Genomic DNA, 13,837 nt, shown 5'->3' on the forward strand with positions numbered 1-13,837 from the left:
GTCGACGCCGCCGCGGTGCCGCCGAATCGCCGGGCGCGGCGCGCCCGCACCGCACCCCCGCCGCGCCCGAATCGCGGGAACAAGGCCGCCCGGATCGGCGGCCGTGTCCTCGCCGCCGTGACCGCCGTCGTCGTGGTCAGCGGCACCGGACTGGCCTATTACACCGAACGCAGCGTCGACCAGGGCTTCACCCGGTCCAATGCGATCAGTGAAGCCGATGCCGCCGCCCTCGACGGCGATCTCAACATCCTGCTGATCGGGCTGGACACCCGAAAAGACCAGAACGGCAACGACCTGCCCAAGAACATCCTCGACCAGTTGCACGCCGGGGACGGCAGCGAGGGCGGCTACAACGCCAATTCCCTCATCCTGCTGCACATTCCGAAGGATCTGAAGAAGGTCACCGCCTTCTCCATCCCGCGTGACGACTACGTCGCCGTATCCGGGATTCCCGGCTACGACCACGCCAAGATCAAGGAGGCCTACGGCCTGAAGAAGGCGGCGGTGGAGCAGAAACTGGAGAATCAGGGCGTCAAGGACAAGGTCGAACTGGAACGGCAGGGCCGCGAAGCGGGCCGCGAATCGATCGTCCAGACGGTCAAGCAGCTGACCGGTGTCCCGATCAACCGGTTCGCCGAGGTCTCGCTGGTCGGCTTCTATCATCTGGCCAACATCCTGGGCGGCATCGATGTCTGCCTCAACCACGCCGTCGACGACGAATACTATTCCGGGGCCGTCTTTCCCGCCGGTCGCCAGCATCTCGACGCCGCCAACGCCCTGTCGTTCGTGCGGCAACGTCACGGCCTGGACAACGGCGACCTCGACCGTACCCACCGGCAGCAGGCGTTTCTGACCTCGGCGGCCAAGCAGCTCAAGGATTCCGGGACGCTGACCGATATCGGGAAGCTGCAGGCACTCATCTCCGCCGCCCAGAACGACATCGTGCTGTCGCAGGGCTGGAATCTGCTCGACTTCGCCCAGACCCTCGGCCGCGCCGGATCGATTCCCATCGAATTCCAGACCCTGCCGGTGAAGGCCTACGACACCATCGACGGCCAGGATGTCAACATCGTGGATCCGGCCGCGATCAAAAAGACCGTCCGCACCGCGTTCGGGGTGGCCGAACCGCAGTCCAGCGCGCCCACCACGACACCGACCAGCACCGTCGACGTCGTCAACGCCGGTGGCGCGAGCGGAATGGCCGCCAAGGTGTCCACGGCACTGGCGGACAAGGGCTTCCACAAGGGCACCGTCGGCAACGCCACCTACAGTGACGGGTCCAGCTCCGTGGTGTACTTCGGCACCGGCGCCGATGTCGACGCCACCCAGGCCGCCGACATGCTGGGCGGGCTGCCCACCGCCGCCTCCAAAACCCTAGACCCCGGCCATGTGAAGATCGTGATCGGCAGCGATTTCAGCATGCCCGACAGTCTGAGTTCGGCGTCGGCGGCCACCACGGTCGATCCGACCACCGGATCGACCACCACCGCCACGACCGGCGCGACCTCGGCCACCGCCACCACCGACGATCGGCCCGACTCCGGTAAACCCGTCACCACCAGCATCGGCTCCGACATACCCTGTGTGAACTGAGGTTCCGGCCGGGCGGCGTCTACGATTCTCCGGTGACCGGATACGACGACGCCTTCGATCATCTCGACACTTCCCGCCTGCCGGAGCGGCAACGCCGCATCCTCACGGTGATCCGGGATGCCGTGCAGCGCGACGGGTATGCGCCGTCGACCCGGGAGATCGCGGTTGCGGTGGGGTTGCGCTCGACCTCGTCGGTCTCCAAACATCTCCGCGACCTCGAGGACAAGGGCTTCCTGCGGCGCAGCGACACCGTGTCCCGTCCGATCGATGTGCGCCTGTTCCTGGCCGCCGGCGAAACCCGTGCCGCCGAAGCGGATTCGGTGACCGTGCCGGTCGTCGGCGACATCGCCGCCGGCGCCCCCATCCTCGCCGAGGAACACACCGACGACCATCTCACCCTGTCCCGGCAACTGGTGGGCCGCGGCACCGTGTTCGGCCTGCGGGTGCGTGGTGATTCGATGATCGACGCCGCCATCTGCGACGGCGACATCGTGGTCGTGCGACAGCAGCACGAGGCGCACTCCGGCGACATCGTCGCCGCCATGATCGACGACGAGGCCACCGTGAAGGTGTACCGCCGCCGCAACGGTCACGTGTATCTGGAACCGCGCAATCCCGCCTACGAGGTGATCGACGGCGACCGTGCGGTGGTGCTGGGCAAGGTCGTGTCGGTGATGCGCCGGATGTGATCGCCAAACGGTAGCCACTGAATTACTCTGCCCACGGGGGACCGCGCAAGACCGAACGAGATTCGGAGGTGCACGTGGCGAGCAGGGATCGGGCGGGCAGATCGGCAGGCAGGCATCGGGCGCGCGGGCGCATTCGGAGCGCGACGCTCGCCGCCGCCGCGGTGCTGACCGCCGTATCGGGTGTGGTCGCGGCCGGGCCGGCGGCGGCCGACGATCCGGTGGTCGGGTCCGGTGCGCCGCTGGCGCATCCGGTCTCCGCCGACGGGTCGAAGATCGTCGACTTCGCGGTCGTGGACGGCCGCAACATCACCATGAAGGTGTACTCGGCGGCGATGGACAAACCGGTCACGGTCAACGTCCAGCGACCCGCCGACGCCTCCGTGCCCCGGCCGGTGCTGTACCTGCTCAACGGGGCCGGTGGCGGCGAGGACACCGCCACCTGGGACGACCGCGCCCCGGATGCGCTGCGATTCCTCGCCGACAAGGACGTCAACGTCGTGCAGCCCATCGGCGGGGCCTGGAGTTACTACACCGACTGGCGCGCACCGGATCCGGTGCTGGGCGTCAACAAGTGGAAGACCTTCTTCACCGAGGAGCTGCCCCCGATCGTCGACGGCGCCCTGGGCACCAACGGCCTCAACGCGATCGCCGGGCTGTCGACCTCCGGCACCTCGGTGCTGCAGCTGCCGATCGCCAAACCTGGACTCTACAAATCGGTGGCCGCCTACAGCGGATGCGCCCAGATCAGCGACCCGACCGGGTACACCTTCGTCAACCTCGCGGTGAACGTGTGGGGCGGCGGCAACACGGTGAACATGTACGGGCCGCAGAACGATCCGATGTGGGCCGCCAACGACCCGTATGTGCACGCCGATCAACTGCGCGGCCTGAACCTGTTCATCTCCAGCGGATCCGGGCTGCCCGGGCAGTGGGACACCCTCGACGGCCCCTACGCGTTGCCCGGCGTCTACGGACTGGGCAATCAGTTGGTCATCGGCGGCATCATCGAGGCCGCGGTCAACTACTGCAGCCACAATCTGCAGAACAAGTTGAACGCCCTCGGCATCCCGGCCACCTACGATTTCACCCCCACCGGAACCCATTCCTGGGGTTACTGGCACGACGCGCTGATTCAGTCCTGGCCGGTGTTGGCCACCGGCCTGCAGCTGCCCGCCTGAGCACCGCCCGCCGGTTCCGGCGCGATCCGGAACCGGCGGCGCGGGCCGCGATTACGGTGTGGTCTGTGGTGGGCTGTCGGCGCCGGGCACCGACACCGGTTCGTGGCAGCTGGCCGGCGGATCGACCTGGGAGCACGCCATCGGCGCCCGGGTCGGGCGGTAGTCCGCGGGCACGCCACCGGCACGCGCCAGCGTCGCGAACACCTCGACCGCGTCGGTGGGCCGCCGGGTCAGCTCCGCATCGGTGGTGACGTCGACGGTGTAGAGGCCGAAACGCGGTGTGTAACTGCCCCATTCGTAGTTGTCGGTGAGGCTCCAGTAGTTGTAGCCGCGCACATCGGTGCCGTCGGCCTTGGCGCGCTGGATCCAGTACACGGTGTCGCGCAGGTGATCGGCTCTGCTGTACCCGTCCGGGCGTGGCTTCCCGTTCTCGGTGGGCATCCCGTTCTCCACCACGTAGAGCGGCTTTCCGGGGAACTGGCGAGCATAACGGCGCAGCGCGTAGTAGATGCCCTCGGTTTGCAGCGGCAGCTCCCACATGGCGGGCGCGCCCGCGGAGGTGGGTGACGAGCCGTCCTCGGTGGCCGGTGTGGGGCCGAAATAGTAGTCGACACCGATGAAGTCGAGTTTGTCGCGAACCTTGTCGACGTAGGGCTGATTCACCTCGGTCTCCGCGCCGGGTACGTAGCCGATATTGCTGGTGACCATGGCGTGCGGGGCCGCGGCATGGATCTCGTCGTAGATCCGGTTGTGGGCCTGTGCGAGCCGGTCCAGCGCGGCCGGCCACTCCTCGTGCGACAGCGCGCCGATGCGGATCTCGGTGCCCAGATAGGCCGCCGGTTCGTTGATCGTCACCCACATCGGATCACGAGCGACATAGCGTTGCACCACTTTTCGCGCATTCGCCACCCAGTCGTCGACCATGCCCTGAGTGCGCCAGCCGCCGCGGTCGGCGGCCCAGCCGGGATACACCCAGTGATCGAGCGTCACCATCGGAGTCATCCCGGCGGCGTAGACGGCGTCGACGATCCGGTCGTAGGCGGCGAAGGCCTGCTCATCCCATTCGTCCGGATGCGGCTGCACCCGTGCCCATTCGATACTCATCCGGAAGCTCGTGGCACCCAGCCGCGCGGCCCGGTCGATATCGTCGGCGTAGTGGTCGAGGAAGCGCACCGCATCGCGATAAGGCTCCGCGGCGCCGGTGGCGAGGTAGCGGGTCCAATTGCTGTCGGGCGCATGGCCTTCGGTCTGGAACCCGGACGTGGCCACCCCCCACACGAAATCCGGTCCGAGTGGAGCGAGAGCGGCGCCCGCCCGGCGCTCGGGTTCGGCGCCCGCCCGGGCCGGCAGCAGCAGGGCGGCCGCTGCGGCCAGTCCGGTGCCCAGCACCTGGCGGCGGTTCGGCTGTCGCATTCCAGCAATCGTAGCTGCGAGGTTGCTGAAAACCGGTGTGGGCTAGGGCGTGTCGGGCCCGCGATCGCCCTCGGCACCGGAATCAGTGCGGTGCCGCGGTCAGGTCGAACACCTCCACTCCGCCGAGATGTCGCGGAGTGTAGTGCGCGCGAACCCAGTTGTAGATGTCGACGTCACCGACGGGATGCCAGGTGCCGGCGTTCGCTGCGGGGGCCGGGGCGCGGTCGCCGGTGGGGGAGCGGCGGTCGTGGACCCGCCAGGAGTCCGGCAGGGTTATTTCGGGCGCCAGATAGTAGGTGATGCGGTGCTCGCGGACGAGCTCCTGGAAGCCGGTCACCGTGGGCACCGGGTCCTCGGAGGTGAACCCGCCGATGGCCATGACCGGCGTGCGGCTGGCCAACTCGAGCCCGGCCGCGGGACCGGAGCGGTCGATGGCCGCCGACCAGGTGGTGTGGGTCGCGCGCAGCATCGCCACCAGCGCCGGATCGGGGTCGGTGCCGGCGGTCACCATGCCGAGCCGCTGCCGGACCGGATCGAGCGCCGGTGGAAGTTCCGGCCGAGCCGGACCCACCACCGGACTGCCGCCGGTATGTGCCCGCGGCAGGGTCGCCACCGCGTAGGCGCTCGTTCCAGCCGTCGCCGCCACGATCCCCGCTCCGAGTGCCACCGTCACCGCCCGCCCGGACACCCTGCGCGACCGGCTCGGCAACGCCGCCGACACCAGGGCGGCGACGGCGAGCACGGTGCCGGCCAGAATCGTCCACCGCAACCACGGCAGCCAGCCGGCGTTACGGCCGAGCAGCACGAAACCCCATACCCCGGCGGCGGCGACGAGCCCCGCCGCCGCGGCCCGGCCCCACGCCCGATCCCGGCAGCGCCACACCTCGGCCAGGCCGAGAACGAAGCTGCCGACCACCGCGGGTGCGATGGCCAGCGTGTAGTAGGCGTGCATTCCGCCCCGCATCCCCGAGAAGGCCGCGGCGTCGATCAGCAGCCACAGTCCGAAAACCAGGGCCGCGCCGCGCACCGTGTCCGTGCGCGGAGACTTCCACCGCGCCACGACTACGACGACGAATCCCAGCAGCGCGGCCGGCAGCAGCCAGGAGATCTCGAACCCGATTTCGCCGGCGAACAACCGATCCGGGCCCGAGCCGAAACCGTCGCCGAACCCGTGGCCCGCGAATTTCGGTAGCTCGTAGCCCGGGGGCAGATCGAAGGGTTTACGGCCGGTGTGGTTGTGCCCGAGATAGCGGGCGAAACCGTTGTAGCCCAACACCAGATCCATGAACGTGTTGTCCTTGGAGCCGGCCAGATACGGCCGCGAACCGGCGGGCCACAGGATCGTCAGCAGCACATACCAGCCCGCCGACACCACCAGCGCGGCCGCCGCGGCCAGCAGATGCCGGATTCTTCGGCCGAGGCTCTCCGGCGCCGCCACCAGGTAGGCCGCGCCCAGGGCGGGCAACACCATCAGACCTTCGAGCATTTTCGCCAGAAACGCGAAACCCAGAGCGACACCGGCGAGGACGAGCCACCGAGCGCCCGAACCGCTCAGCGCGCGCACGGTGCAGTAGGCGGCGGCGGTCATCAGCAACACCATCACCGCGTCCGGATTGTTGAATCGAAACATCAACGCCACCACGGGGGTGAGTGCCAGAAGCAGTCCGGCGAGCAGACCCGCGCCACGGTATCCGGTGGCGCGGGTGATCGCGGCGTATACGAGCGCGACCGCCGCGACGGCCATCAAGGCCTGCGGCGCCAGCATCGAGGCGCTGGAGAATCCGAACAGCTGCCCGGACAGTCCCATCACCCACTGCGAGACCGGGGGTTTGTCGACGGTGATGAAGTCGGCCGGATCCAGCGACCCGAACAGCAGTGCCTTCCAGTCCCGTGACCCGGACCAGGCCGCCGCCGCGTAGAACCCGTTGCCCATCCCGTTGACGGTTACGTTCCACAGGTAGGCGGTGCCGGTGGCGATCAGCAATCCGGCCACCGCCAGCCGGTCCCGCGGCCGGGCCGGGGGGAGCCGCGGATCCGGCGGCGGTGGCGTCGATTCGGGCGATACGGGCACCGGGGCGTCGGCAGTGGTCACTGTCACCGCGGGAGCGTCTCAGCCGAGCCGGTGACCAGGCTGGCCGATCCCTGGGAGCTTGCTGTGAATGCCCGCCGGTCCGGACAGATCGGGCAACTCACCGCGTGGGTGCGGTCAGTACCTGCCGAACAGCACCGCCGCGTTGTGCCCGCCGAAACCAAAGGAGTTGTTCATCGCGAATTCGACGTCGGTGTGGCGTGGCTTGTCGTGCACGATGTCCAGCTCGATCTCGGGATCCTGGTTGTCCAGGTTGAGCGTCGGCGGGATGACTTGATCGCGCAGGGTCAGCACCGAGATCGCCGCCTCCAGCGCGCCGACCGCGCCCACCGAATGGCCGAGCGCCGATTTCGGCGCGTACACCGACGGATGGGCGCCGATGGCGGCGGTGATGCCCTTGGCTTCGGCCAGATCGCCGATGGAGGTGCCGGTGGCGTGCGCGTTGACGTGGTCGACGTCGGCGGCGGTGATTCCGGCGGTTTCGATCGCGCGCCGCATCGCCCGCGCGCAACCCAGGCCCTCCGGATCGGGCGCGACCAGGTGGTAGCCGTCGGCCGTGAGGCCGGCGCCGAGCAACCGGGCCAGTGGTGTGGCCCCGCGCGCCCGGGCATGGTCCTCCGATTCCAGTAGCAGCAGTGCGGCGGCCTCACCGAAGACGAAACCGTCGCGGTCGCGGTCGAACGGCCGCGAGGCGCGTTCGGGCTCGTCGACGCGCGAACTCAGGGCACGCGCCATGGTGAACCCCGCGATCGCCATCGGGTTGATGTAGCCCTCCACGCCACCGGCGACGACCATGTCGGCCTCGCCCAGCACGATCGATCGCCACGCGTGCACCAGCGCCTCGTTCCCGGACGCGCATGCCGAGACCGGGGTGACCAGGCTCGCGCGGGCGCCGATTTCGAGGCCGACCACACCGGAGACGCCGTTGGGCATGCTCATCGGCACCGCGAACGGTGACACCTTCCGGTAGCCGTGTTCGCGCATCGCGTCGTTGGCCTCGACGATGGTGTCGGCGCCGCCGAGGCCGGTGCCGATGCAGACGCCGAGGCGGTCCTTGTCCACCTCGGGTGCGCAGGCGGTGTCCCAGAGTCGCCGGCCCATGGCATAGGCCATCTGCTGGACGTAGCACATGCGGCGCTTGCGCACCCGGTCCAGATCGCTGGTGGGATCGTGAATCAACTTGCCGCCGATGGCATTCGGCAGGTCGTGGCGCGTAATGTCCTCGTCGGTGAGGGCTTTGATGCCGCTCGCGCCGGAAAGTAGCGCCTGCCATGTGCTTTCGGTATCGGTGCCGATGGAGGTGGTGATCTCCAGAGCGGTGACGACTACCTCGCGGAAGCCGCCGTTGCGGGTGGTGAAACTGCTGTCGAGCGTGCGCACGTCGGTCGATTCCTCACTGTCGGTCCCTCGATTTCCCCAGACACGAACTCGGCAGCACCGGCGCTCGCCGTCGACCTCGCCGCCGTCGGCTGTCGCCCCGCCGTTACCCCGGCGGACGGTGTGCCTCGGTCAGCCTAGTCCTCCGCGCTGTTCCGCGGGCCGATCGACGAGAATGCCGGAAATTTGCCAGCGAGGTACCGTTGACATCGACGGAAGGAGTGCGCCGGCATCGGGCGCTCATCCGGACGGGCTAGGGAAGGGCGTGCCCGAGATGGACATCATGACTGCTCACAACATTTTGAGCGCCCAGTGGGAGGATGTGGGGCCGCAGGCGCCCCCGGGCGCGGGGGTGACGACGGTGGTGCTGCGCAATCTCATCTGGCTGCATTTGCTGGCGACGGCGGTCGCGGTGGGTTGCTGGATTCATCTGGCCGGTCGGCGCGGCGTGGCGCGAGCGAAGGTTTCCCGGGTGGCCCTCGGTGTGGTGGCTCTGGGCCTGGCGACCGCCGGGGCGGGGGAAATTCTCGGCGCGGCGATGCACTGACATCCGCGCCGCACCCCGCGCGACTAGACGTAACCAGAAATAACACGTAACCTTCGGGGTATCCGGACGGCGAGGTCCGGGCTGACATTCGGACGAAACGGATTACCTCAATGGCGCGGCATGTCGACGTGTTGATCATCGGTGCGGGACTGTCCGGAATCGGGATGGCCTGCCATCTCACCCGGGAGAACACCGGACGCAGCTACGCGATCCTCGAGCGGCGGAACGCGATCGGCGGCACCTGGGACCTGTTCCGGTACCCGGGCATCCGGTCGGATTCCGACATGCTCACCTTCGGCTACGGCTTCCGTCCCTGGATCGGCACCAAGGTCCTGGCCGACGGCCCGCACATCCGCCAGTACATCGCCGACACCGCCGAGGAGTACGGCGTCACCCCCCACATCCGCTTCGGGCGCAAAGTGGTCAAGTCCAGCTGGTCCAGCGAGGAGCAGCTGTGGACCACCGAGGCCGTCGACGAACAGACCGGTGAGACCGAGACCTACACCAGCAATTTCGTCGTGGGTTGCACCGGCTACTACGACTACGACAACGGCTATCGCCCGACGTTCCCGGGTGAGGAGAACTTCGGCGGCCAGATCATCCACCCGCAGCATTGGCCCGAGGATCTGGACTACCGCGGCAAACGGGTCGTGGTGATCGGCAGCGGCGCCACGGCGATCACGCTGGTCCCCGCCATGAGCACCGACGCCGCGCACGTCACCATGCTGCAGCGCTCGCCCACCTACATCGCGCCGCTGCCCGCCGACGATCCGGTCGCGGTCGGCATGAAGAAGGCCAAGCTGCCGGCCGCGCTGGCCTACAAGACCGGCCGCGCCCGCAATATCGCACTGCAGCGGGCGAGCTTCGCGCTGTCCCGCAGCAACCCGGCGCTGTCCCGGAAATTGCTGTTGCAGGCCGTGCGGGTGGCCGTCGGCCCGAACGTCGACATGCGTCACTTCAGCCCCAGCTACAACCCGTGGGATCAGCGGCTGTGCATCGTACCCAACGGCGACCTGTTCAAGGTGCTGCGCGACGGCCGCGCATCGATCGTCACCGATCGCATCGCGACCTTCACCGAGACCGGCATCCGCCTGGAGTCGGGTGACGAGCTGCCCGCCGACATCGTCATCAGCGCCACCGGGCTCAACATCCAGATGCTCGGCGGCGCCGCGATCGAGGTCGACGGCACGCCGGTGGCGACCCGCGATCTGGTGGCCTACAAGGGCGCGCTGATGAGCGGGCTGCCCAACGCCATGATGATCATCGGCTACACCAACGCGTCGTGGACGCTGAAGGCCGACCTGGCCGCCGAATACTTCTGCCGGGTGCTCAACCATATGAAGGCCAAGGGGTATTCGACCTTCGTCGCGGTCGCCGAGGAGGCCGACAAGGCGCCGGAGTCGATGATGGGTGGCGCCCTGACCTCCGGTTACATCGCACGCGGCGACGCGGTGATGCCGCGGCAGGGGCGGCGCGGCCCGTGGAAGGTGATCAACAACTACTACCGTGACCGGGCGCTGCTGCGGAAGGCCGATATCGAAGACGGCATCCTGCGCTTCGGCAGGCGTTCGGCGGCCGCTCGCCCGGTCGCCGAATCCCGTTCCGCCTGAGTAATTTCCACGCGGAACACCGTCCGGTCGCGGCAGCGCACGCCGCGACCGGACGTCTGCTTTCTCAGCCCAGCAGATACGCCGGCGTCGCCAGCGGCTTGACGCCGGTGACGAATTCGTGGCGCAGCCGCGGATACGACTCGCCCGCGGCGAAGAAATTGCGATGCATGTGGGCCAGCTCCTCGGCGCGATAGTCGGCCAGCGGGCGCACCGCCTCGTCGGCCGCCCGGCGCTGTTTCTTCGCCAGCAGCATATTCTGCAATTCCGGTGCGGCCGCGAGGCTTTCGGCTTCCCGGCGCACCCGGTCCCGGAACTGGGCGGTCGATCCCGCGATCACCTTGTCCACCAGGCCCAACCCCGCGGCCGCGCGGGCTCCGACCGGCAGCGTGCGGGTGGTCAGTTCCTCGGCGACCTCCGCGCCCACCCGCTGCGGCAGGGTGTAGGTCCAATACTCCGAACCGTGCAGGCCCATCAGGCGGTAGTGCGGATTGAGCACCACCGATTCCCGGCACCACACGTGATCGGCGGCCAGTGCCAACATCGCCCCGCCCGCCGCGGCATTGCCGGCCAGCGCGGCGATCACGAGCTTGTCGGTGGTGGTCAGAATCGCCTCCACCAGATCGTTCATCGCGTTGATGTTGCGCCACGACTCCGCACCCGGATCCTCGGCGGCCTCGATGACGTTGAGGTGGATGCCGTTGGAGAAGAAGTCGCGCTCCGGGCCGAGCACCAGGACGTCCACCGGCCGGTCGCAGGCCTCCCGGTAGGCGGTGAGCAGGCGGCGGCACTGCCGGGTGTCCATCGCCCCACCGGGATAAGCGAATTCGAGGTAACCGACGCCGGCGTCCTCGCGATACCGCAGCTCCGACCAGGTATCGCGCACCGCGGCCTCGGCGGGGGAGACCGGGACCTCCGCGATGCCGGCGGGCAGATCGGCGCCGAGCGCATCGGTGGCCGGCTGTTTGAACGTCGCCGGGCCGCCGGGGCGGCGCCGGGGACGCAACTGCGGCAACCACACCGCGCCGTCGACGGTGGCCCGGCAGATCGCGCCGTCGCGGGTGGCGATCACCGCGCCCGGTTCGCCGCGCAACCGATCCTCGTTGTGCCCGCCGTGGATGAAGTATTCGCGCCCGAACAGCTCGTCCAGCACGCCGGGCTGGGAGTCGGCGGCACGCAGGGTGCGCAGGACGGTGGCGGTATCGGCGGTGGCCCAGTCGATCCGGCGCACCTGCTGGGTGAGGAACGGGCGCAGCCGGCCGGTGACGTCGGGACGGCTGTAATCGAGCGGCTGGGGCACGTAGGCGCCGGACTCGAAGCGCTGCACCGCCGTCAGCACGGCAGAGACCGCGGCATCGGAGACCTCGTTGCGGTACAGCTCGCTCTTGCCGCATGCGGGCACGTCGAATTCCACACTCGCCCAGATCGGCCCGGCGTCCATCTCGGCGACGGCCTGCAACACGGTCACCCCCCATCGCGACGCGCCTTCGGTGATCGCCCAGTCCAGTGACGAGGGGCCGCGATCACCCATCGGGCCGGGATGCACGATGAACACCGGGTAACCGGTCCACACATCCTCGGGAATCGCGGTGGTGAGCATCGGCGCGAGGATAAGATCCGGACGGAATCGTGCGACCCGGGCGCGCAGCAGATCGTCGCCGAGCGCGAGTTCGACGCCGATCTCGTGGCGTTCCCGTAATTCGGCGTGCACTCGCTGGGTGAGACTGTTGAATGCGCTGGCGACCAACAGGATGCGCACGGCTGTCCTCCATCAGGGTGTTTCGTCGATCCGTCACGAGTAGATCGTCACGAGTAGATCGTTGCCCTTCGAAACTAGCCGCAGCACCGAAGCGCCGCACAACGGGTGGTCCCGGCGGCGGGTCAGTGCGGGACGGTCACCGGATCCCCGCAACTGGCCGGCAGGTCGACCAGTGAACAGGACACGGGCCCGCGCGTGGGGCGGTAGTCGGCGGCCACGCCACCCCGCCGAGTGATCGCGCGGTACGCCTCGACCGCATCGGTGGGCTGGCGGGTCAGCGTCGGGTCGGTGCGCACGTCGACGGTGTAGAGGCCGAAACGCGGTGTGTAGCTGCCCCATTCGTAGTTGTCGGTGATGGACCAGTAGTTGTAGCCGATGACGTTGATGCCGTCGTGACGAGCGCGCTGAATCCAGTACACGGTGTCGCGCAGATCGTCGGCGCGGGTGTAGCCGTCGGGCCGCGGTGCGCCGTTCTCGGTCGGCATGCCGTTCTCCACCACATACAGCGGTTTTCCCGGGAAACGGCGCGAATAGTATTCCAGCGCATAGTAGATGCCCTCGGGCTGCAGCGGCATCTTCCACAGCTGCTTCGCGTCGCCCGGCGACAGGTGAGCCAGATCCTGTGGCGTGTGGCCGTAGTAGTAGTCGATGCCGACATAGTCGAGTTTCGCGGCGATCGCGTCGATCATGGGGCCGTTCACGACCGGCTCGGCGCTACCGACGACATAGGCGAGATTGCTGGTCACGAGCGCACCGGGCTGCATCCGGTGGATGTCGTCGTAGATGCTGTTGTGGGCCTGGGCCAGGCGCTGCTGCATGGCCGGAACGTTCGCCGGTGACAGCCCGCCGTTGGTGGTCTCGTTGACGATGTAGAACGCGGGTTCGTTGAAGGTGACCCACAGCGGATTGCGCGCCGCGTAGCGCTGCACCACTGTCCGCGCGTTCGCCAGCCAATCGTCGAGCATCGCCGGATGCGCCCAGCCGCCGCGGTCGGCGGCCCAGCCCGGATACACCCAGTGATCGAGGGTCAGCATCGGCCGGATGCCGTGCGCCGCCATGGTGTCGAGAACACTGTCGTAGAAGGCGAATCCGTCCTCGTCCCAGGTTCCGGGCCGGGGCTGTACTCGCGCCCATTCGATGCTGATGCGGTAGACACCGACCCCGAGTCCGGCCGCCAACGCGATATCTGAGCGGTAGTCGGTGAAGAAATCGACCGCGTCGCCGTAGCGGTCGTAGTCGGGGTGGGTGGCGATGTATCGCGTCCAATTGCTGTCGGGCGCATGGCCTTCGCACTGGAATCCGGCGCTGGCCACACCCCAGAGGAAGTCGCTGCCCAGCGGGGCGACCGTCGCCGGTGGCGCCGGACGCGCCTGTGCGAGGGCTGCGGAACCGGTGAGCGCGGCGGCGCCGGCGGCGGCGAACAGACCGAAAACCTGACGACGGCTGACGTTGCGCATCGAACTCCTCGGTGTCGAACTCCTCGGCCCGGACGGAACGGGCGTCCTCGGCAACGCCGACCCGGAGCGTCGTGGGCGCGGCGACGGACGCGGCGGAGTCATTCTGACGCGGAAATGGGCACGTGTCC

10 protein-coding genes are annotated in these 13,837 nt (G+C 68.5%); 5 read left to right on the plus strand and 5 right to left on the minus strand.

Annotated elements, in window-relative coordinates:
* Positions 1-15 precede the first annotated feature (15 nt).
* The 3 genes from ON37_RS12325 to ON37_RS12335 all read left to right on the plus strand — a co-directional run bounded on the left by ON37_RS12325 (position 16) and on the right by ON37_RS12335 (position 3,460).
* Complete coding sequence (locus ON37_RS12325) at positions 16-1,593, plus strand: LCP family protein (protein ID WP_051031536.1); 1,578 nt, start codon at positions 16-18, stop codon at positions 1,591-1,593.
* A gap of 32 nt (positions 1,594-1,625) precedes the next feature.
* Complete coding sequence (gene lexA / locus ON37_RS12330) at positions 1,626-2,282, plus strand: transcriptional repressor LexA (RefSeq protein WP_040719224.1); 657 nt, start codon at positions 1,626-1,628, stop codon at positions 2,280-2,282.
* A gap of 161 nt (positions 2,283-2,443) precedes the next feature.
* On the plus strand, positions 2,444-3,460 hold the full coding sequence (locus ON37_RS12335; protein WP_040719225.1) for an alpha/beta hydrolase: 1,017 nt from the start codon (positions 2,444-2,446) through the stop codon (positions 3,458-3,460).
* Between the two features lie 51 nt (positions 3,461-3,511).
* Here ON37_RS12335 and ON37_RS12340 read toward each other — a convergent pair whose 3' ends face one another.
* From ON37_RS12340 to ON37_RS12350, 3 genes are all read right to left on the minus strand, one after another.
* On the minus strand, positions 3,512-4,873 hold the full coding sequence (locus ON37_RS12340; protein ID WP_040719226.1) for a family 1 glycosylhydrolase: 1,362 nt from the start codon (positions 4,871-4,873) through the stop codon (positions 3,512-3,514).
* An 82-nt stretch (positions 4,874-4,955) separates the two neighbouring features.
* Positions 4,956-6,971 (minus strand): glycosyltransferase family 39 protein, encoded by a 2,016-nt coding sequence (locus ON37_RS12345; protein WP_040719227.1) that lies wholly within the window; start codon positions 6,969-6,971, stop codon positions 4,956-4,958.
* A 108-nt stretch (positions 6,972-7,079) separates the two neighbouring features.
* On the minus strand, positions 7,080-8,342 hold the full coding sequence (locus ON37_RS12350; protein WP_040719228.1) for a KasA/KasB family beta-ketoacyl-ACP synthase: 1,263 nt from the start codon (positions 8,340-8,342) through the stop codon (positions 7,080-7,082).
* Positions 8,343-8,622: 280 nt separating this feature from the next.
* Here ON37_RS12350 and ON37_RS12355 point away from each other — a divergent pair, with 280 nt between their 5' ends.
* Both ON37_RS12355 and ON37_RS12360 read left to right on the plus strand, forming a co-directional pair.
* Positions 8,623-8,886 carry a hypothetical protein gene (locus tag ON37_RS12355; RefSeq protein ID WP_157171443.1) on the plus strand — a complete coding sequence of 88 codons (264 nt, stop codon included), beginning with the start codon at positions 8,623-8,625 and terminating at the stop codon, positions 8,884-8,886.
* 110 nt (positions 8,887-8,996) lie between these two features.
* Positions 8,997-10,496, plus strand: a complete 1,500-nt coding sequence (locus tag ON37_RS12360) for a flavin-containing monooxygenase (protein ID WP_040719230.1) — start codon at positions 8,997-8,999, stop codon at positions 10,494-10,496.
* A 64-nt stretch (positions 10,497-10,560) separates the two neighbouring features.
* Here the strand turns inward: ON37_RS12360 and ON37_RS12365 are convergent, their stop codons facing one another.
* A complete protein-coding gene (locus tag ON37_RS12365) occupies positions 10,561-12,252 on the minus strand; it encodes a hydrogenase maturation protein (protein WP_040719231.1) in 1,692 nt (563 codons plus the stop codon).
* 122 nt (positions 12,253-12,374) lie between these two features.
* A complete protein-coding gene (locus ON37_RS12370; protein ID WP_040719232.1) occupies positions 12,375-13,709 on the minus strand; it encodes a family 1 glycosylhydrolase in 1,335 nt (444 codons plus the stop codon).
* Positions 13,710-13,837: the final 128 nt, after the last annotated feature.

The sequence above is a fragment of the Nocardia veterana NBRC 100344 genome (genome assembly GCF_000308855.1).
Taxonomy (GTDB): Bacteria; Actinomycetota; Actinomycetes; order Mycobacteriales; family Mycobacteriaceae; genus Nocardia; species Nocardia veterana.